Origin of the sequence: Streptantibioticus cattleyicolor NRRL 8057 = DSM 46488, from assembly GCF_000240165.1 — a bacterium.
Classification (GTDB): domain Bacteria; phylum Actinomycetota; class Actinomycetes; order Streptomycetales; family Streptomycetaceae; genus Streptantibioticus; species Streptantibioticus cattleyicolor.
This window is the reverse complement of record NC_017586.1, coordinates 4124689-4144999: the sequence shown is the minus strand read 5'-3', so window position 1 is coordinate 4144999 and position 20311 is coordinate 4124689. Positions and strand designations below refer to the sequence as shown.

General features: G+C 67.3%; 13 protein-coding genes and 1 pseudogene. 11 read left to right on the top strand and 3 right to left on the bottom strand.

Going from position 1 to position 20311, the window contains the following annotated elements; genetic code table 11:
- Positions 1-351 precede the first annotated feature (351 nt).
- Positions 352-1989, top strand: coding sequence for an N-acyl-D-amino-acid deacylase family protein (locus tag SCATT_RS18250; RefSeq protein WP_014144582.1), 1638 nt, complete (start codon positions 352-354; stop codon positions 1987-1989).
- Between the two features lie 9 nt (positions 1990-1998).
- Entirely contained in the window at positions 1999-3210 is a 1212-nt protein-coding gene (locus tag SCATT_RS18245) for a pyridoxal phosphate-dependent aminotransferase (protein WP_014144581.1), read from the top strand.
- 57 nt (positions 3211-3267) lie between these two features.
- Here the strand turns inward: SCATT_RS18245 and SCATT_RS18240 are convergent, their stop codons facing one another.
- Positions 3268-5079, bottom strand: a complete 1812-nt coding sequence (locus SCATT_RS18240) for a phosphoenolpyruvate carboxykinase (GTP) (RefSeq protein WP_014144580.1) — start codon at positions 5077-5079, stop codon at positions 3268-3270.
- Positions 5080-5308: 229 nt separating this feature from the next.
- Here SCATT_RS18240 and trhA point away from each other — a divergent pair, with 229 nt between their 5' ends.
- Both trhA and SCATT_RS18230 read left to right on the top strand, forming a co-directional pair.
- Positions 5309-6019 (top strand): PAQR family membrane homeostasis protein TrhA, encoded by a 711-nt coding sequence (gene trhA / locus SCATT_RS18235; protein WP_014628288.1) that lies wholly within the window; start codon positions 5309-5311, stop codon positions 6017-6019.
- Positions 6020-6084: 65 nt separating this feature from the next.
- The gene (locus SCATT_RS18230; RefSeq protein ID WP_014144578.1) at positions 6085-6696 is read left to right on the top strand and encodes an acyl-CoA-like ligand-binding transcription factor; all 612 of its coding nucleotides are present in this window, start codon (positions 6085-6087) and stop codon (positions 6694-6696) included.
- Positions 6697-6703: 7 nt separating this feature from the next.
- Here SCATT_RS18230 and SCATT_RS18225 read toward each other — a convergent pair.
- Positions 6704-8742: pseudogene (locus SCATT_RS18225) on the bottom strand (thioredoxin domain-containing protein).
- Between the two features lie 323 nt (positions 8743-9065).
- Here SCATT_RS18225 and SCATT_RS39675 point away from each other — a divergent pair.
- From SCATT_RS39675 to SCATT_RS18210, 3 genes are read left to right on the top strand one after another with little or no spacing between them, the layout of a single operon-like run.
- Positions 9066-9782 (top strand): hypothetical protein, encoded by a 717-nt coding sequence (locus SCATT_RS39675; RefSeq protein ID WP_231905120.1) that lies wholly within the window; start codon positions 9066-9068, stop codon positions 9780-9782.
- Positions 9775-10743: an McrB family protein gene (locus SCATT_RS18215; protein ID WP_014628286.1), complete on the top strand. Its 969-nt coding sequence runs from the start codon at positions 9775-9777 to the stop codon at positions 10741-10743. Before SCATT_RS39675 ends, SCATT_RS18215 begins: the two co-directional genes overlap by 8 nt.
- Positions 10740-12116 carry an McrC family protein gene (locus tag SCATT_RS18210; protein WP_014144574.1) on the top strand — a complete coding sequence of 459 codons (1377 nt, stop codon included), beginning with the start codon at positions 10740-10742 and terminating at the stop codon, positions 12114-12116. Before SCATT_RS18215 ends, SCATT_RS18210 begins: the two co-directional genes overlap by 4 nt.
- Here the strand turns inward: SCATT_RS18210 and SCATT_RS18205 are convergent.
- Complete coding sequence (locus SCATT_RS18205; protein ID WP_014144573.1) at positions 12097-13239, bottom strand: DNA-methyltransferase; 1143 nt, start codon at positions 13237-13239, stop codon at positions 12097-12099. The two genes, SCATT_RS18210 and SCATT_RS18205, sit on opposite strands and share 20 nt — an antisense overlap.
- A gap of 426 nt (positions 13240-13665) precedes the next feature.
- Here SCATT_RS18205 and SCATT_RS38630 point away from each other — a divergent pair, with 426 nt between their 5' ends.
- The 4 genes from SCATT_RS38630 to SCATT_RS18185 all read left to right on the top strand — a co-directional run bounded on the left by SCATT_RS38630 (position 13666) and on the right by SCATT_RS18185 (position 20285).
- Positions 13666-13893 (top strand): helix-turn-helix domain-containing protein, encoded by a 228-nt coding sequence (locus SCATT_RS38630; protein ID WP_158693798.1) that lies wholly within the window; start codon positions 13666-13668, stop codon positions 13891-13893.
- Between the two features lie 490 nt (positions 13894-14383).
- Positions 14384-15619 carry a helix-turn-helix transcriptional regulator gene (locus tag SCATT_RS18195; protein WP_014144570.1) on the top strand — a complete coding sequence of 412 codons (1236 nt, stop codon included), beginning with the start codon at positions 14384-14386 and terminating at the stop codon, positions 15617-15619.
- Between the two features lie 53 nt (positions 15620-15672).
- Positions 15673-16959, top strand: coding sequence for a restriction endonuclease-related protein (locus SCATT_RS18190; protein WP_014144569.1), 1287 nt, complete (start codon positions 15673-15675; stop codon positions 16957-16959).
- Entirely contained in the window at positions 16956-20285 is a 3330-nt protein-coding gene (locus SCATT_RS18185) for an ATP-dependent DNA helicase (protein WP_014144568.1), read from the top strand. The genes SCATT_RS18190 and SCATT_RS18185 overlap by 4 nt, the downstream gene beginning before the upstream one ends.
- The last annotated feature ends 26 nt before the right edge of the window (positions 20286-20311 follow it).

The following is a 20311-nucleotide window of genomic DNA, read 5'->3' as shown; positions in this document are numbered from 1 at the left end:
GTGCGGGTGCCTCTCTTCGCGGAGGGAGGGGTAAGGAGGAGGTTGGGGTGACCCCGGTCTTTTTCTCACCCACCCCGTGCCGCAGCGCGGAACGATGCGGAACGGGGGCGTGCAGGGGTGTCCCCGCAGCGACCCAGCAGCCGGAGCCCAGCCTTGGCGGATACGCGGAGCGAGGAGTCACCCCGGAGGGCCCCCGGAAACCCAGGAAGACAGAGCGCACCCCGCGCTATACGCGTACAGCCACGGGTGGGCGGGGGGAAACAGCTGTGACGTCAGCCACGACGAGACGGGGGATCGGGGGCACCCCGAAGAGTCCGGGGTGGACGGCAACGTGAGCGAAAGGGGTCAGGGATGGACCTACTCATCCGCCACGCCCTCGTGGTGGACGGCACGGGCGGTACGCCGTACCACGCCGACCTCGGCGTGGAAGACGGCCGGATAACCGAGATCCGCCCCCTCGGCGGAGCCGACCGCACGAGGTCGGCGGGGCGGCGGACACTGGACGCCGACGGGCTGGTGGTCGCGCCGGGGTTCATCGACATGCACGCCCACAGCGACCTCGCCCTGCTGCGCGACCCCGCCCACCTCGCCAAGACCGCCCAGGGCGTCACCCTGGAAGTCCTCGGCCAGGACGGCCTGTCGTACGCTCCGGTGGACGACGCCACGCTGGACGGCATCCGGGCCCAGATCACCGGGTGGAACGGCGACGGCTCCGACGTCGCGTTCACCTGGCGTTCGGTGGGCGAGTACCTCGACCGGCTCGACGAGGGCGTCGCGGTCAACGCCGCGTACCTCGTTCCGCAGGGGACGGTCCGCGCGCTCACGGTGGGCTGGGAGGACCGTCCCGCCACCGAGGCCGAGCTGGCGCACATGAAGCGGCTGGTCGCCCAGGGCATGGCGGAGGGCGCGGTGGGGATGTCGTCGGGGCTGACGTACACGCCGGGGATGTACGCCTCGGCGGCCGAACTGACCGAGTTGTGCCGGGTGGTGGCCGGGTACGGCGGCTACTACTGCCCGCACCACCGCAGTTACGGCTCCGGCGCGCTCGACGCCTACCGGGAGATGATCGCCGTCTCCCGGCGGGCCGGCTGCCCGTTGCACCTGGCGCACGCCACGATGAACTTCCAGGTCAACAAGGGCCGGGCGCCCGAGTTGCTGGCGTTGCTGGACGACGCGCTCGCCGAGGGCGCCGACATCACCCTGGACACCTATCCGTACCTGCCGGGGTGCACCACGCTCGCCGCGCTGCTGCCGAGCTGGGCGACGTCCGGCGGCCCGGCGGCGACGCTGGCCAGGTTGCGGGACGACGCCACCGCGCGGCGGATCCGGCACGCGCTGGAGGTCCAAGGGTCCGACGGCTGCCACGGGGTGCCGGTGGACTGGGCGGCCGTGGAGGTCTCCGGGGTCGCCGACCCGGCGCTCGCCGGGGCCTTCGTGGGGCGCACGATCGAGCAGGCGGCGCGCGAGCGCGGCGAGCCCCCGTTCGCCACCGCCCGCGCCCTGCTGATCGCCGACTCCCTCGGCACCGTCGTCCTCCAGCACGTGGGCGACGAGGAGAACGTCCGGGCGATCATGCGCCACCGGGTCCACACCGGCGGCAGCGACGCCATCCTCACGGGTGACAAACCACACCCGCGGGCGTACGGGACGTTCCCCCGGTTCCTCGGCCGGTACGTACGCGAGCTGGGCGTGCTGTCGCTGGCGGAGTGCGTGGCCCATCTGACCGGCCGCCCGGCCGCCCGCCTGGGCCTGGCCGACCGCGGTCTGATCCGCCCCGGTCACCGCGCCGACCTGGTGCTCTTCGACCCGGCCACGGTGGGCGACGCGGCCACCTTCGACCGTCCCCGCACCCCGCCGACCGGCATCCCGTACGTGCTGATCGACGGCCGTTTCGTGATCGACGACGGGGTCCGCACCGACGTCCTGGCGGGGCGCTCGGTACGCGGACGTGGTGAAAAACACCGGGCGGGCCGCTCCGGGCGCCCTTAGGGTGTCGCCATGCAGGTGATCCAGTCGAGCAAGCTCGCCAACGTCTGTTACGAGATCCGTGGTCCGGTGCTTGAGGAGGCGATGCGCCTGGAGGCGGCGGGTCACCGCATTCTGAAGCTCAACACGGGGAACCCGGCGCCGTTCGGCTTCGAGTGCCCGCCGGAGATCCTGGAGGACATGCTGCGCAGCCTGGGCGACGCCCACGGCTACGGGGACGCCAAGGGGCTGCTGTCGGCCCGGCGCGCGGTGATGCAGCACTACCAGACCAAAGGCATCGCGCTCGACGTCGAGGACATCTACCTGGGCAACGGCGTCTCGGAGCTGATCCAGATGTCGATGCAGGCGCTGCTGGACGACGGCGACGAGGTGCTCGTCCCGGCCCCCGACTACCCGCTGTGGACGGCCTCGGTCTCGCTGGCCGGCGGCACCGCGGTCCACTACCGCTGCGACGAGCAGGCCGACTGGATGCCGGACCTCGCCGACATCGAGCGCAAGGTGACCGACCGCACCAAGGCGATCGTCATCATCAACCCCAACAACCCGACCGGCGCGGTCTACGACGACGAGCTGCTGCGCGGGCTGACCGAGATCGCCCGCCGCCACTCCCTGGTGGTCTGCTCGGACGAGATCTACGACAAGATCCTCTACGACGACGCCACCCACACCCCCACCGCCGCCATCGCCCCCGACCTGCTGACGCTGACCTTCAACGGGCTCTCCAAGGCGTACCGGGTGGCCGGCTACCGCAGCGGCTGGCTCGCGGTGTGCGGCCCGAAGACGCACGCGGCCAGCTACATCGAGGGGCTGACGATCCTGGCCAACATGCGGCTGTGCGCCAACATGCCGGCCCAGCACGCCATCGCCACCGCGCTCGGCGGCCACCAGTCGATCGACAAGCTGGTGCTCCCCGGCGGCCGGCTGCGCGCCCAGCGGGACGCCGCCTACCAGGCGCTCACCGCGATCCCCGGCATCGCCTGCGTCAAGCCCAAGGGCGCCCTGTACGCCTTCCCGCGGCTGGACCCGTCGGTCTACAAGATCAAGGACGACCGGCAGATGGTCCTCGACCTGCTGCGCGCCGAGAAGATCATGATCGTGCACGGCACCGGGTTCAACTGGCCGGAGCCCGACCACTTCCGGATCGTCACCCTGCCGCGCGCGGAGGACCTCACCGACGCCATCGAGCGGATCGGCACCTTCCTGTCCGGTTACGCCCAGCACTGACGCCCGACGCGGAAGGGGGTGCGGGGCGATCGCCCCGCACCCCCTTCGTCGTAGACGTCAGCCGAGCCGCTCGACCAGCGCCCGGTACTCGTCCCACAGCTCCTTGGGCGTGTGGTCGCCGAAGGTCTCCAGGTGCTGCGGGATCAGCGCGGCCTCCTCCCGCCACACCTCGGGGTCGACCGAGAGCAGCAGGTCGAGGTCGGCGTCGTCGATCTGGAGGCCCTTGGTGTCCAGCGCCGCACGGGTCGGCAGCACGCCGATCGGGGTCTCGACGCCCTCGGCCTCGCCGTTCAGCCGCTCGACGACCCACTTGAGCACCCGGCTGTTCTCGCCGAAGCCCGGCCACACGAACCGGCCGTCGGCGTCCTTGCGGAACCAGTTGACGTAGTAGATCTTCGGCAGCTTCGCCGCGTCGTGCTCCTGGCCGACGCGCACCCAGTGGGCGAAGTAGTCGCCCATGTTGTAGCCGCAGAACGGCAGCATGGCGAAGGGGTCGCGGCGCAGCTCGCCGACCTTGCCCTCGGCGGCGGCGGTCTTCTCGGAGGCCACGTTGGCGCCGAGGAAGACCCCGTGCTGCCAGTCGAAGGACTCGGTGACCAGCGGCACCGCGCTGGCCCGTCGTCCGCCGAAGAGGATCGCCGAGATCGGCACGCCCCGGGGGTCCTCCCACTCCGGCGCGATCGTCGGGCACTGGGCGGCCGGGACGGTGAAGCGGGCGTTGGGGTGGGCGGCCGGGGTGTCCGACCCGGGCGTCCAGTCGTTGCCCTTCCAGTCCGTCAGGTGGGCCGGGGTCTCCTCGGTCATCCCCTCCCACCACACGTCGCCGTCGTCGGTGAGGGCGACGTTGGTGAAGACCGAGTTGCCCCACAGGGTCTTCATGGCGTTGGCGTTGGTGTGTTCGCCGGTGCCGGGGGCGACGCCGAAGAAGCCGGCCTCCGGGTTGATGGCGTACAGCCGGCCGTCCTCGCCGAACCTCATCCAGGCGATGTCGTCGCCGATGGTCTCCACGGTCCAGCCCGGGATCGTCGGCTCCAGCATGGCCAGGTTGGTCTTGCCGCAGGCGCTGGGGAAGGCGGCGGCGACGTACTTCGGCTGCCCCTTGGGCGGGGTGAGCTTGAGGACGAGCATGTGCTCCGCGAGCCAGCCCTCGTCCCGGGCCATGACCGAGGCGATGCGCAGGGCGTAGCACTTCTTGCCCAGCAGGGCGTTGCCGCCGTAGCCGGAGCCGTACGACCAGATCTCCCGTGACTCGGGGAAGTGCGAGATGTACTTGGTGGAGTTGCACGGCCACGGCACGTCGGCCTGGCCGGGCTCCAGCGGGGCGCCGAGGGTGTGGACCGCCTTGACGAAGAAGCCGTCCTCCCCGAGTTCGTCCAGCACCGCCTGTCCCATGCGCGTCATGGTGCGCATGGAGACGGCGACGTAGGCGGAGTCGGTGATCTCGACGCCGAGCGCGGACAGCGGCGAGCCCAGCGGACCCATGCAGAACGGGACGACGTACATCGTCCGGCCCCGCATCGACCCCCGGAAGAGCCCCTTGCCACCAGTAAAGATCTCCCGCATCTCGGCGGGGTCCTTCCAGTGGTTGGTCGGGCCGGCGTCCTCCTCCTTCGCGGAGCAGATGAACGTCCGGTCCTCGACGCGGGCCACGTCGCTGGGGTCGGAGGCGGCGTAGTACGAGTTGGGACGCTTGACCGGATCGAGCCGCTTGAAGGTCCCCTTGGCGACGAGTTCGTCGCACAGACGCTGGTACTCCTGCTCCGAACCGTCGCACCAGACCACCTGGTCGGGCTGGGTGAGGGCCGCTATGTCGTCGACCCAGGCGATCAGGTCCTGGTGTTTGGTGGGAGCCGCATTGCTGCGCGCCACGATCGCTCCGTTCCGCCCGGAACGCACAGATCCGGGCGTGAAGATGTCGAGGGTTGTTGGGCCCCTTGGGGGCTGCGACCCGGATGCTTCATGGCCGCTCATCCGGTGCCGACCGCACTCATATGAGTGTCCGCGTTGTTCGGGTGATCTGTCCACCCCGGAAGGGGTGAGCATTACCACTTCCAACCCGATTTATTACTTAGCCGTAACTTACGGTTCCGTAGCTAGCATGACCACCATGACCGCCGTCGAAGAGCCCCCCGCCGCTGACCGGGGCGTGGCATCGAGACTCCACCTGCCCGCCCCCGTCAAACCGAAGTTGCGCGGTTGGCTGCACGCCGGGATGTTCCCGGCCACCCTCTTCGCGGGGGTGGTCTTGACCGCCCTGGCCGACAGCCCGCGCGGACGTGTGGCGTGCGCCGTCTACACGCTCTCCGCCTGCCTGCTGTTCGGCGTCAGCGCGCTGTACCACCGCGGCAACTGGACGCCGCGGGTCTCCGCCGTGCTGCGCCGGCTGGACCACGCCAACATCTTCCTGATCATCGCCGGCACCTACACCCCGCTGGCCATCCTGCTGCTGCCCAGCGGCACGGCCACCGCGCTGCTGTGGTTCATCTGGGCCGGCGCGCTGGCCGGGATAGCGTTCCGGGTCTTCTGGGTCGGCGCCCCACGCTGGCTGTACACCCCGTGCTACCTGGCGCTGGGCTGGGCAGCGGTCTTCTTCCTGCCGGACTTCCTGCGTACCGGCGGGGTGGCCGTGCTGGTCTGCGTCAGCGTCGGCGGCCTGCTCTACAGCGCCGGCGGCGTCATCTACGGGATCAAGCGCCCCAACCCGTCCCCGCGCTGGTTCGGCTTCCACGAGGTCTTCCACACGCTCACGCTGGCCGCGTTCATCGTCCACTACGTGGGAATCTCGCTGGTGGCCTACACGCACGCGTGAACCCCGCCGCCGGGCGGCCGTCCACCGGCCGCCCGGCGGCCCCGCCATGGCCGACAATACGTCCCATGGCCCCCGCACCGACCTCCCCCGCCGCCGCCCCGACCGGCCTGCGCGAACGCAAGAAGCTCAAGACCCGCCGGGCCATCCGGCAGGCCGCCTTCCGGCTCTTCGAACGGCAGGGGTACGAGGCCACCACCATCGAGCAGATCGCCGCCGCCGCCGAGGTCTCCCCCAGCACGTTCTTCCGCTACTTCCCGGCCAAGGAGGACGTCGTCCTCACCGACGAGTACGACCCGGTCGCCGATGAGCTGCGGGACCGCCCCGCCGGGGAGAGCCCGGTGGCCTCACTGCGCCACGCGGTCGTGCAACCGCTGCGGCGGATGACCGCGGACGACCGCGAAGAGCTGCTGCACCGGCTGCGGCTCGCCCGTCAGATCCCGGGGCTGCGGGCCCGGATGGGCGAGGCGACGGCCGGCTCCGCCCGCCAGCTGGTGACCGTGCTCGCCGAACGCGCCGGCCGCTCCCCGGACGACTTCGAGCTGCGGGTGGTCACCGGCGCCCTGCTCGGCGCCTGGGCGGAGACCGTCCTGCACTGGTCGGAGTGCGACGGCCGGGAAGACCTGGCCGCCCTCGTCGACCGGGCGCTGGAGGTGCTCAGCGGCCACCTGAGCCGCTGACCGGGGCTCACCGCAGCTTCGCGACCACCTCGTCCGGCCGGTCCGTCGGCGCGTCGCACACGAACCCCCGGCACACGTACGCCGCCGGGCGGCCGTCCAGCAGCCCGCGCTCCCGCAGCAGCGCGAACTCCTCGCTGCCGGGCGCGCCCACGGCCACCACGGCACCGGGGGCCGGGGCCAGCAGCGCGGCGCGGTGCAGGGCGGTGGTGGCCGGATCCTCGGCGGGGCCGACCACGGCGGTCTCCCGCGGGCCGTCCAGCGCCGCCTCGGCGACCGCCAGCCCCCAGCCGATGAACCGCGGCGCCCGCGCGGCCAGCGCCCCGGCCACCCCCAACGCCCCTTCCGCCGCCCGCCGATGGCGATCGCTCCCGGTGTACGCGGCGTACGACAGCAGGGCGCCGGCCGCCGCGCTGCACCCGGAGGGCGTGGCGTTGTCGGTGGGGTCCTGCGGGCGGCGGATCAGCTCCTCGGCGTCGTCGGCGGTGTCGTAGAGCGTGCCGTCCTCGGCGGAGAAGTGGCGCAGCACGGTGTCGAGCAGCAGCCCGGCGAACTCCACCCAGGTGCCCTCGCCGGTCACCCCGGCCAGGGTGAGGAACCCCTCGGCGAGGTCGGCGTAGTCCTCCAGCACCCCGGCGCCGGTGCCGGGGACGCCGTCCCGGGAGGTGCGCACCAGGCGGCCGTGGGCGTCGAGGTGGACGCGGACCAGCAGGTCGGCGGCGTCCAGCGCGGCCTGCACCAGGTCCGGACGCTCGAAGTAGGCCCCCGTCTCGGCGAGCGCGGCGATCGCCAGGCCGTTCCAGGCGGTGACCACCTTGTCGTCCCGGCCGGGCAGCGGTCGCCGTTCGCGGGCGGCCAGCAGCCGGGCCCGGATGTCGTCGATCCGGGTGGCGTCGGTCAACTCCCCGTCGGCGAGCCGCAGTACGGAGGCGCCCGCCTCGAAGGTGCCCTCCTCGGTGACGCCAAACCAGCGCTGCGCGGCGAGCGCGTCGTCCTCCCCGAGGACCTCCCGCAGCTGCGCGGGCGTCCACACGTAGTAGGCGCCCTCGGCGTGGCCGCCGTCGGGGGTGTCGCTGTCGGCGTCCAGCGCGGAGGCGAAACCGCCCTGCTCGGTGCGGAGTTCGCGGACCAGGAAGTCGGCGGTCTCCAGGGCGATCCGGCGCGCCAGGTCCGATCCGGTGGCCCGCCACAGATGGGCGTAGACCCGGATGAGCAGGGCGTTGTCGTAGAGCATCTTCTCGAAGTGCGGCACGGTCCAGGTGCGGTCCACCGCGTAGCGGGCGAAGCCGCCGCCGAGCTGGTCGTAGATGCCGCCGCGGGCCATCGCCTCGCAGGTGTCCCGGGCCATCTGCAACGCGGCCTCGGAACCGGTGCGGGCGTGGTGGCGCAGCAGGAACTCCAGCACCATCGAGGGCGGGAACTTCGGCGCGTCGCCGAACCCGGCGTGCACCGCGTCGTACCCGCGGGTGAGCACCATCAGCGCGGTGTGCAGATCCGCCTCGCCGGGCGGGTTGGCCCCGCCGTACTCGAACTGCCGGCCGAGCAGATCCCGGACGATCTTCGCCGCCGCCTCGCCGACCTCCTCCCGGCGATCCCGCCACGCGGCGGCGACCCCCTCCAGCACCTGCCGGAAGCCGGGCATCCCGGGGCGCGGCGCGGGCGGGAAGTACGTACCGAAGTAGAACGGCTCCCCCTCCGGCGTCAGGAAGACCGTCATCGGCCAGCCCCCCTGCCCGGTGGCCGCCACCACCGCATCCATGTACACCGCGTCCACGTCCGGCCGCTCCTCGCGGTCCACCTTCACAGCCACGAAGTGCTCGTTGAGGAAGGCCGCCACCACCTCGTCCTCGAACGATTCCCGCGCCATCACATGACACCAGTAAACTCGTAGAAGCATAAGTGGCAGGACGCATAGCCCACCGAAAGAAGGATGGGTACGTCCCGCCGCTTAGCTTCATTCATCGCCTCCTCTCCCCATGGCCACCAATCCACCGGATTGGAAGCGTGCTGGAGCAGGTAGGGCGACGTCGCGTTCGCGAGTCGGTTCATACCGTCATCGTCGCACGATCCGTACTGAGCCGCGGCCCGCTTCGCGGGATCCCATCGAGTGGTTGAGGCCAGAACCTCAGCGGTCGCGTGAACCTTCCAGACTCAGGGCATGGCCCTGCCGGGCTTGACAGGGTTGCTGATGTAGCGAGTCTGCGCCAGCCCGGTTCAGGCAGTGGCAGCGCGATCGGAGCCGAGGCCGGGCGGGGTGGGCCGCTGGGAGCGAGCTGGCCTGACTCGCTCCGTCCACCGCGAGGGCCGCACGCGCTCGGAAGCTCAGCTGTAGCTCTCGACCATGAGTCTGCGTCTTCGATAAGTTGGCCCGCGTGACAGAGTCGGAAGAGCAGCCCCCACAGGGGCTCGATGACCTACCAGAGCAGGTGCAACAGCTCACGGTCGTTGGAGAGGGCTTGCGTGTACTCACGAGAGCGGCAGTGAAAGCTGGGATCCGCACGCTGAAGGCGCAACATATCCACGAGCATTTTCCGGCTTACTTGCACCTGCGAAAGTTGGGGGTCACCTCGGGCTCACTGACGGACTTAAGTCCGAACTGGAAGGATGTCAGCGACCTCCTTCGGATGCCGGGAGGCCCACCAACAAAGCCGCATTATCGACCGTTCAGTTCAGTAAAGCGGAAGGATGAGGCCGGGTACTGGTACAACAAGAACCTGGCTGGCAGTTACGCGCCTAAGTCGATAAGGGCAACATCAGCATTCATGCTCGATGCGAAAGGCGAAGGATACGCACTCCCCATCGACCACGCCCAGCAGGCCCTTGAGCGGTTGCTGAAAGGAAAGAAGGTCCCGGCGTGGGCACTGGCTGCCTACTACCTGCGCAACTACGCATTCGCCTTCGAGGGCGATGGCGGGTACAACGAGTTGGTCACTGCGTTCAAAAAGGAATTCAGGTTCGAGGAAGGCACCGACTTCGGTGTGCTCTTTGAGGACGAGGAGCCGACCTCGTTCTCCGGGGACTGGTTCGAACCATTCACTCTTACCGCAGGCCAGAGCACCCCGCCCGACGAGGAGGGCTCCGATGACTGACGTCACTCTCATCAAGGACGTGCGTGAACTGTCCGCTGATGACTTGGACATCGGATATGAACACCGAGCTCAGATATCGCACGGTTCGAGCGCCCCGGATGCCCCGCTATTGCACTCGGATGACCCGCGTCTAAAGACGATCCTGCGGCTGCTCAGGCGGTTCGGTGGCGTAATCTTGTCTGGGCCTCCCGGCACGAGTAAGTCATGGCTTGCGGGACAAGTCGCGGACAAGATCACGGAGGGCCACGACGACCGTCGCGCCGACATCCAGTTCCATGCCTCCTATCAGTTTGAAGACTTCATCGAGGGATACAGGCCAAAGGAAGACGCCAGTGGATTCGAGCCGCGCGATGGAGTATTTCTCCGCCTCGTCAGGGAAGCTAACAAGCACCCTGATACCGATTACGTGATTGTCATCGATGAATTGTCCCGAGCCGACGTCGGCCGGGTCTTCGGCGAGGCTCTGACCTACATCGAGCGTTCAAAGCGCGGGCAGAACTTTGTACTTCCGTCAGGGAAACCGTGCTCCATCCCTCTGAACCTTTACCTGATCGCCACGATGAATCCGCTCGACCGTGGGGTGGATGAGGTCGACGCCGCATTCGAGCGCCGATTCGCAAAGGTCGACATGCCACCCCGTCGTGACCTGCTAGAGGAACTCCTCAACCGCAACGGATTCCTGGATGAGACTGTCCAGCGACGCCTCCTCGGGTGGTTCAGCAAGATCAACGCCCGAAGTGCTCAGACGCCGGCCGCAGCCATTGGGCATGCCTACTTTGCTGACGTTGTCGACCCCGAGACTCTGCAGGAGGTTTGGGACTACCAGTTGAAGCACCATGTGGAGAGGGCCTTCAAGTACGACCCGGAGACTCGGATCGAGATAATGAACGGTTGGGCCGATATCTTCGCTAGCCCTGCTGACCAAGAAGTGCCAACTGCTGACGAGACAGCATCACCATGACGGTTGTCCCGCTAAACCGGCCGACTGAGCCGAACCTCGTCATCATTCCCTGCAAAGAGTATGGGCCGATTGACGTCGCTCCAGAAGACGTACTCGGACCGAGCGGACGGCTGGCACTCTTCCCTCAAGTGCTTAATAAGTACGTCCAGGCCGACTTCGTGGACAAGGGCTTTCGGTTGTCCGCGAAAGGCGTCTCGGGACTCATTCCTCTCACTGATCGCATCGCCATCCAGGTCCGCCCACGTTTCCCTCTTCGCAATCTCACACACATGGTGACGGTCTGCGGCTATGTACCGACAATGCTGCCAGCTCTACGCGATTACCAACTTGCTGACCAAGCGAGTGACTGGTTGCTTGATGTCATGGCGGACGCTCTGCTCGCTGCCCTGGATACGGTTAGCCTAAACGGGCTACACCGCACCTATCACCATCGCACCGACGCTGGTTCATATCCGCACGGACGCGTCAACACGACTTCGTCCATGTTGCGATATGCGTCGCGAGGCATCAATCACAAGGCAGAGTTTTCGTGGTTCGAGCGGACCGCTGATAATGCACCCAACAGGTGCCTGAAGAGCGCTGTAGCATTGCTACACGCTCGATACAGCAGGATACCTCGCCAGAAAGGCGTTCGCCAAAGAATCGCTCGACTTGCAGAGTCGATGCGCGTTCTCCAAGAGGTCAAGCTGGAAGTCCGGCCTTTTAGTCTCCACGACCCGCAAGTACGGGGCGACGCGCCATTGCCGGAGACGCGTGCCTACTACCGGCCCGCTCTCGAACTCGCGGTCGCGGTCCTGACCGGACGAGGAATCAACCTCGATGATCACACCGGCAATCTCAGCATGCCGTCGCTTCTGGTCAAAACCGAGGACCTCTTTGAAGAATTCATCAGAGTGAGCCTCCAGAAGGCTATGAGCAATCACACGATATTGTCCGTGCTCGATGGAAATCAAAAACCGGGCAAGGTGAAGCTTTACGAGGATCTGCTTGATACGGAGAGGGAGGATCTGCCAGCCCACGAGAAACCTACCGCGCCTGGAAAGGCCCCAGAGGCAAATCCTGACATCGTGTTCCGTTTGAGTGACGGCACCCACCCACTGGTCGCTGACGTGAAATACTCCAACGTCAAGGGCTACGCCGAGCGTTCGGAAGTCGAGCAGGTCGTCCTCTATGGGCACCGCTACAGGAGTCCCGTTGCCATGACTATCCATCCGTGCCGCGCAGACTCAAAAAAGGGACTTTACATTGCCGGGAGGATCGGATCTACGATCGTCGCGCAATACCGGGTCGACCTGGGTGCCGACGATCTGGAGGCTGAGCTGGAGGAGATGGCCAAGCAGCTTAGCGATCTGATCACTTCGCAGAAGTCCTAGGCGCCGGAACCTCCCTCTCCTCCATGAGAGGGAGGAGGTCGACACCGACCGCATCCCGACCCATTTCTTGCGCAGTCTTCAGCGTCGTACCGGTCCCCATAAACGGATCAAGCACGATGCCTCGTGCAGGCGTGCCGTGACCACAGTCGGTCCAGCCAGTGGTGACCTTTTTGGCGAAAGTGAACTCTCGGAAATAGCCACCGAGCGCAGCCTTCGCTTCGGCAGCGAGGCGCTGTACCTCCTTAGAGTTGCGGCCGGTGCCGTTCTGGAACTTGGTGGCTTTGCCGACGTCAGAAACACCTGTCGCCTGGATCGCACGGATATGGTCGTCGGTGAGCCGGGCTGCATCTGCGAGTTCCATCGCCCTCTTGGCCTGAGGGCGATTGGGATCGAGTTCCCGGGTTCGTTCGAACACCCTGGTTCGAGGCTTGTTGCAAGTCAGGCACACTTGAGGGGGGCAGCCAAGCATGATGGACCGCCGCACCAGTTCCTGAGGATATGGGGCGAGATGGCTGCCCATGTTACGTTCGGGGTTGATCTTCCAAACGTCGCCAGGGTTGGCACCATTGCCCATGTACTCTGCATAGCCGAAGAGGTCGTAGTAATAATTCGGCTTGAGCGCAAGGTGGATAATGTACTCGTGCCGGTTCGCTAGACGATTCTTGGCCGGCTCGGGCATGCCTCCGTCCTTGGTCCAGATGATGCGGTTTCGAATCAGCCACCCGCGCTGTACGGCATCGAACTCCAAGAGGCCGGGAATGCCCATAAGAGAGCGATTATAGTACGTATCGCCCACGTTGAGGAAGATGGAGCCAGTGGGCCGGAGAACTCGCTTCCATTCGTCCAGGCATTCCATCATGGATTCGACATAAGCCTGCGGAGTCGACTCTTGCCCAATCTGGTCCTGGTGCTCGTAGTCGCGCTTCTGCCAATAGGGCGGCGAGGTAACGATCAGGTCCACGGAGTCGTCCGGTAGGCCCGTATCGCGAGCGTCACCAGTAATGACTCTGGCGGTCGCTGGAGAAAGGCTTTGCTCCCAATCCTCCAGAGCGCTGATGCCCACCATCGACAAGTTGCGCGGGGTGTCTGGCTTCGCATGGCGAGCTTCGGGCGCCAGGGTCACTCTTTTCTCCTCCTACGGGGCCGGCGGCCCCATCCTGGTGACACTCGGGGCGTAGGCGCGCAAGCGCGACGAGTACCTCAGGTCTCACGTCTCCCCGACCGGGATGGTAGACGCAACCCCCGACAGCATGCCGTCCGGCCAGCAATGGTCAGTGCGAGCCTCGCCGATTTTCTTGATCGCCGCGCATCAGGTAGTTGCCTGCCGCGCACGGTACCGATGGAGACATCGAAGGGCACACCGCCCCGACGTAGCACTGTCATCCATGGCCCCGCGAGCGCCTAGCCAGTCGACCACGATGCAAGGAGTCCTCCCGAAGGGCACCAGCCTACCTGGCAGCACGACACCGTAAAGTGTACAGCGCTATACCCAAAAATGTCCAGCATGCTGCACGATAGCGTACAGCCGGCTGCTGTTACGATCCTCACCATGTCAGCTCTCGAGCGCACCGAAGCCAGAGTCGGCTTTCTCAGGGAAGCGCAAGCCATCGCCGCGCGGCTTCGCGCGAATGAAGAGGAGCATGCTGCGCTTCTCGCTCAGCGAGCCGAGAAGGCGCGAGCACTCCGACAGGCCGGGGCAACTATCGAGGAACTTCAGGAGGTTCTCGGCGTCAGTCGGAGCCGCGTTCACCAGATTCTGCGCGGTTCACGAACCTGACCGTGGGTCTGACGCACGGAAAGATCGGCCGCACATTGGCTATCGACGTCTCGGTGGATGGCCGGCCTACCGACTCGCCCCACGCTCGGATGCTTTGGCTCCCGATTCCAGCAACAGCATAGGGCGATTCTTTTGGGAACTGTTCTCCAACGACGACACACCTTACGGCGCCCTACCCGACATTCTGGAGCGACAAGCACAAGGTCGCCCAGGCCAGGCCATCGGCCTCCGGCAGCGTTGATCATCATCCACGACGTCCTGGGACATTGACCACGGTCTCCCTGGTGCCAACGAGCCCCGTTTCGCAGCCCGCGCATGGCATCCCTGCGCGCTCCTCGACGTCGTCAACGAAGCTCTTTCCGTCTCAGGGCACCCGCGAGACTGACAGGACGGTTGCTTTCGGGGGAGCGGGAAAATCGGCACCAGGGTCACACAGTTGGTCCCTGTTCCGCGGTTGCCCGGGACCGCGCTCTTACCGTTACCTGGGCACATGACCGAGGCCATGTTCTCTCCGTCCGCGCTGGCGAGGTACATCGAGCTGCGCGGCCTGGGCACGGCCGAGCTGGCGAGGGCCGTCGGCGTCTCCGAGCGGGCCGTGCAGTACTGGCTGGCGGGGCGGAGTGCTCCTGGTGATCGGTCGTTCGGGCGTTTGCTGGCTGTCCTGCGGTGCGACGCGCAGGAGTTGTGCGGCAGGCTACGCGGAACGGAGACGCTTTCCGATCTTCGCCGGGACGCCGGGCTGGATGTAGGTCAGGCCGCTGCCGCGGTGGCCGAGAAAGCATGGGCTCGGAGCTTGGGCTTCGACGCCAGGAAGCTCCGGGCGCTGGAGCTCGGACAGACCGTTCCGGGGTGGGATGGAGAGTCCCCGGAGGTGGCCGGGAGAGTAGCGCGTGCCCTGGCTCGGGTGTACGGAGTACCTGAGCGGGTGCTGCTGGATGCCTGGCGTCGCAGTCGGCCGGCGGACGGGACTGTGCCGGTCCTTCCTAGGAGGGCGGCTAGCAGTGAAGAGACGTCCGGACCGCTGGCACTGTGGGAAGGGCTGAACGAGCGCCAGCGCATCTACCTGACCTGTCTCTTCTGGCAGGACCAGGAGGAGGAACTACTGCAACGGCGGAGCCACGCGATGGGCGGCGTCCGCAGTGCTGCGCGCGAGTGGCGAAGAATGCCCCTCGCGCTCCACGCGCCAAAGGAACTAGTCGGGCTAACTAGGCTTCAGGAGCGGCTACGGCAAGAGGGTGTGCGCGATCCAGGAGTGGGCTCGTCGGTCGCCGCGTTGCGGCGACGCGGCCTGGTCACCACCTACCGGGACCGCGTGTACATCGACGGCGTCGGTGAGGTCGCCCGAACTCTGGTTGAGGTGACACGCCGCGGACGAGGCGTCGCACGAGCGGCCCTGAAGGTTCCAAGCAGCACAGGAGCGCCGGCCCCGCTGCTGTCCCGCTGGCTGTGGAGTGTCCTCGTGCGCGTCGCCCGCGCCGACGGGGTCGGTCTGGACGGATCGTTGGCGGGGCGGGCCCCGCACGCCCTGGCTGTTGGGCGGAGCCCGGATGGCCACCACCCCAGCCGAGGATTCATCGTTCTGCGTCATCCGGACGGCGTGGACAGCGGCCCGTACTTCTGGTTCCTGACCGACAGCGGCCGACAGCATGTGAAGGACTACCTTGGCGCATATCAGAAGCTGTACCCGGAGGTTGAGGCTTCTGACCTAAACCACTCGATCGAGTGAATACCTCCGAGGAACAGGGCAGTTCGTTTGTCGAGGCCACGTAGCGTTCCGACGTGGACAGCGAACAGGCAAGCGGCACGGAGCAGTTCCGCCAGACGGAGGCGTTGCTCAGTGCGGCGATGGCCTTCGCGGTGTGCGGGGACGCTCTCACGCGAGAGGACTTGAGCGGCCCCGGCCGACTGGAGCGCCTCATGGAAGCCCAAGGAGCGCTGATGGCCGCCGCTGGCCCGGGGCACCGTGTCAGGTTCACCGATCTTCTGGAAAGGCTGACCGGTGCAGAAGCGGGTTCCATGACGGGCCTGATGCCCGAGTGGGCGGATCCAGGCAGCCTGGACGGGCTTCGGTTCCTCGATGTGGACGGGGTAGCGCCGGGGGATGCCTTCGACTTTCGGCTGGAGGCCGAGCGGGTCATCCGGGCCGCGAAGAAGGTGGGCAGGTTCGCCGGGCGGGTCACGTTCACGGCCCTCGACGACGAGCACAGCCAGGAGTCGGTGTTCAGTGCCATCAAGGGGCCCTACTACGAGAGGCACCGCACGAACCTGATCGAGCACCCCGTGGTGCTGGAGAAGGAAACGGCCACCGCCGTCAGCGACCGACCGGCCCTCGCTGACCTGGAGCTCCCGACCCGGGCGATCGACTTCTACCGGCCGGTGCCTCAGCACGCGCGCTACCGCGGGTGGTGGTTCCCCTGCCCGGCGTGCAGATGGCCGATGAAAGTCTCGTTAGCCCGAGCAGACGGACGGGAGCAGGGCAGGGCCTGGTGCCTCTATCCCTGGCATGAGCAGACCGGCGCAACCTACCTGTTCCAACCGTCCGAGGCCGAACCTCCCGTGCTGCATCCCGTGTTCGAGTGTCACGTTCCGCAGGGACGACAGGGTGAGCTGTGGACAGGCTGCGTCCCCGAGGTGCCGCAGGCTCAGCCCGTCGAGGGCCATAAGGCGCTGGTGAGGTCGGTGTGGCGGAGCACTTGTGTGCCCGGGCTGCCGGAACTGAGGCTTCACCGTGTCCTCAACCACCATCTCAAGGGCACAGGTTGGCGGGCTGAGCTGTGGGTCGACGGCGACCGCATCGACCTGCACGTCGCTAACGACAACGGTCCGAGGCGAAAGACCGCATTCCCGGCCGACTTCAAGGACTACACCTTCGTCAACCACCTGGTCGACAAGCTGGACATGGACGCGGGCGACAAGGGCGACGCCAAGTGGCTGGTGGTGCCCGACCATCGGGACGAACAGGTGCAGACGCTCGATCCGGTGTGCCGCCGCTACGGAATGCGGGCGATCACCGCGAGCGGCTTCGTGGACGAGGTACTGGCGTCGGTCCGGGAGGGACGGGCGTGAACGGAGAACTGACCGGTGCGGAGGCCGGCCTGATCGGAGCCCTCGCCTTGGCCTCGCACTGCATGAGGCGCAAGGACGCCGATGGCAACGTAGTGGCCTCCTTCAGGGACGCGGCGTACTTCGCCGCCCGCAAGCCGCAGGCGTGGGACCAGTGGCCGATGCTGACGCTCGCCGAGCGACGCGTGGTCCGCCAAGTGGGGCAGCTGATGCCGGCCGAGTGGTGCAACCCGAAGGCGTTCAAGTCGGCCGTCCTGGCGTTCGTGGGCAAGCTCGCTCCGGAGGGTGACGGATATGACAGGTCGGGTGGCACAGTCACCCTGGTCGGCGGTGATCCTTTCGCGGCGGAAGCCGCGCTGCTGAAGATCGGGGGTGACTTCCTCGGCCATGCCGAACGCCTGACCGGGCGGTTCTTCACACCGGGGAAGCGGCCCAAGGCCGCTGAGTTCGCCGGGCCGGGCGTGTGGAAGACCAGGACCACCTACCTGGGCCAGGAGCACGGGGTCACCAGCCGGGAGATCGAGTTCCCTGCTACCCCACTGTTCGAGAAGGCACCCGGGCACGAGGCGCTTCCGCGGCTGGTGACCGCGCCGGCATGCGAGCGGATCTCGGCGCCCGTGGAGGAGCTGTTGGAAGTCGCGCAGTGGCTGTCAGAACGCGACGAGTCGGTGGCTTACCTGCACACGGTGCTGAAGAAGTTCCTCAGCGACCTCAAGAGCAGCGCCAGTGGTGAGCTCTCCGAGCTGGACCTGCTGTCTGGCTTGCTGCAGGTGCTCAACGCGCCGACCGGCAGTGGCAAGACGGTGCTCGTACGCGTCATGGCCTCCTGGGCGGTCCTCCACGGGTATCGGTTAGCCATCGCGCTCACCGATGTGCGCGCCACGCTCAACATGGCCTGGGACATCAACAACGACCTCGGTTGGCTCTACGAAACCGGGAAGCTCGACAAGTTGGCCACCTGCGTGCCGCTGATGTCGGCCGCCAGCATGCACAAGCGGGCCATGGACTACGCCGCGCTGACCCCCTCGGCCAAGATCACCGAGTGGAACCTGCGAGGACAACGTGACATCGCCCACCTTGCCTACGGGTGCGCGCAGCGCGTCCTCATGGACCCGCCTGACCTTTATCCGCCTGGGGAGGAAAACTGCCTGACGCTCATCGCGCCGGCAGCGGACAGCGCCAAGCGGCACGCCTGCCCCTACCTCCCGGTGTGCGACAAGTTCCGCCCCGTCTACGAGGCGGCCGAGGCAGACATCGTGGTCACCAACCACGCCAACCTCCTGGACGGCGCCCTGCGGGTCGGAGCCGTCATCGACGGGCACGAGTGGCGCGGCCAGGCCCGCGGCACCGCTGGCGTGAGCGCCCTGGAACTGGCACTGCGCTCGTTCGACGCACTAATCGTGGATGAGGTCGACGCCTTCCAGAAGACCGCGATCGGCCGCTGCACCTCCTCCGTCGTGCTGGCCTCCCGCAAGCGGGACAGCGCCCTGCGGGAGATCGACCAGGACGCCAAGCGGCTGCCAAGCGAGAACCAGGAACAGATCCTGTCCCCGGTCAGCCACGCCCGCTTGATGGCGGAGTTCCTGCTGCTGTGGCTCTGCTCTCGCGCCCTGAAGCTCAATCCCGGCAACGAGGCCGAGGGGTGGGGCGCCGCCGGGCGCGACAATGACGGATGGCGTCTGACCCATTCCCGCGACCGCGAGATCCTCCAACTGCTCTTCCCCGACCTGGCGCCCAGCGCCGACGCGGTTCCCCCGCAGCTCTTCCGCTTCCTCGAAGACATCATGCCCGAGCGGTGGAACGCGCCCGAACCGGCCGACAGCACCGACCACCCCGCCTCGGCGGACTGGGGCGCCCTGCAACGAGCCTTGGCCGCGCTGACCTCGCCCCGCAGTGAGAACTTCCTCTCCCTCGTCCAGCAGGCACTCCACGGTCTGCTGAGCGAAGCCGTCCCCGTCGCCAACGACCGGGCCGCGGTGGTGAACCTCCTCGCCACCCGCACCATCCTCCGCGATCTCGACGTCAGCCTGGACAACCTGCGCCGCCAGGCCTCCGCGCTGAGCCACCTCGACCTGGCCTCCGTCCGCAAGATCCTCGACGGGCTTCACAAGAGCACAGTGACCGTCCTGTACCCGCTCTCCACGCTCGGGCGCTCCATCAGCGGCTACCAGATCCGTGGCCTCGAAGCCAAGGAGAGCGAGGCCGAACTGCTCTCTCGCTGCTTTGAAGGCGACCCCCACACCTTCGTCTCCGAACTCGGCGGACTCACGGCCCTCATGGTCGCCGGTGTCCAACGCCCGGTGCTCGGGCTGTCCGCCACCGCCTACTTCCCCCAGGCCGTCCAGGAGCACGTCCACGCCCCGGTGAAATGGTGGCTGCCCGATACCAGGCCGCGCTCCATCGTCACCCGTGCCACCCCCGTCATCGACCCGAACTCCGGCGATGAGCGCGAGGCTCTGCGCGTAGGCGGCATCTGGGCAGACAAGAAACCCGCGGTTCTACGGGACCTCGGCCGGCTGCTGTACGAGCAGCACCTGGACCGACGGCTGCGGCGCCTGGAAGAGCGAAACGAAAGGCGGGACGAGGACCGGGCGCGGGTGATTCTGACCGCCAACTCCTACGAACAGTGCGCTTATCTCGCTCACGGCCTCGCGCAGGCCGAGGGTCTTCGCCACCGCATCTGCCTGCTGGTCAAGGACTTCCACAAACGGGACTACGAACAGCACCTGCCCTCCCACGTCCGCCGCATGGTGCGCGAGGAACTTGAGGCCTTCCCCAAACACGGCGAGATCCTCATCGCCCCACTGGCCGTGATTGCCCGGGGCCTGAACATCGTCGTCGGTACCCGCTCCGCCGTCAGCGAGATCTTCCTGTGCGTGCGACCGGTCCTGAGCATCGAGGACACCGAGTGGATCCACGGCTCGGTCAACGCAGCCGGCATCAACGCCCTTCCATCAGGCGGTTGCGCCGATCCGCTGCTGGCGATCGAGAAAGCCCGCGACGCATCGTGGCGCCAGCTGCGGCGCATCCTGCACTCACCGTCGCGGTTCTCGCAGATGGCCCACGAACTGCAGGAGGAACTCATCGCGGGCATGCTCGTCCAACTCGTGCAGCTCGCCGGCCGCGCACGCCGAGGCGAGACGGACATGACCCTCCACATCGTCGACCACTCCCTGCACGACACGAAGTTCAGCTCCGACCTGGCCAGCATCATCCAGCGGATCCACGGCAACTGGACACGGGAGCAGAAGCGGATCATGAACGAGCTCTACGGCCAGGCCCTGCAGGCGTTTCTGTCGTACGCGGGTGTGCCCGACGCCGACCTATAGCACCGTCCAAGCCAGTAGCCAACCAA

Coding starts and splice junctions, on each gene's coding strand:
- SCATT_RS18245 (WP_014144581.1), top strand. CDS start 1,999: ATGCAGGTGATCCAGTCGAGCAAGCTCGCCAACGTCTGTTACGAGATC.
- SCATT_RS18195 (WP_014144570.1), top strand. CDS start 14,384: ATGACCGAGGCCATGTTCTCTCCGTCCGCGCTGGCGAGGTACATCGAG.
- SCATT_RS38630 (WP_158693798.1), top strand. CDS start 13,666: ATGTCAGCTCTCGAGCGCACCGAAGCCAGAGTCGGCTTTCTCAGGGAA.
- SCATT_RS18210 (WP_014144574.1), top strand. CDS start 10,740: ATGACGGTTGTCCCGCTAAACCGGCCGACTGAGCCGAACCTCGTCATC.
- SCATT_RS18250 (WP_014144582.1), top strand. CDS start 352: ATGGACCTACTCATCCGCCACGCCCTCGTGGTGGACGGCACGGGCGGT.
- SCATT_RS18230 (WP_014144578.1), top strand. CDS start 6,085: ATGGCCCCCGCACCGACCTCCCCCGCCGCCGCCCCGACCGGCCTGCGC.
- SCATT_RS18215 (WP_014628286.1), top strand. CDS start 9,775: ATGACTGACGTCACTCTCATCAAGGACGTGCGTGAACTGTCCGCTGAT.
- trhA (WP_014628288.1), top strand. CDS start 5,309: ATGACCACCATGACCGCCGTCGAAGAGCCCCCCGCCGCTGACCGGGGC.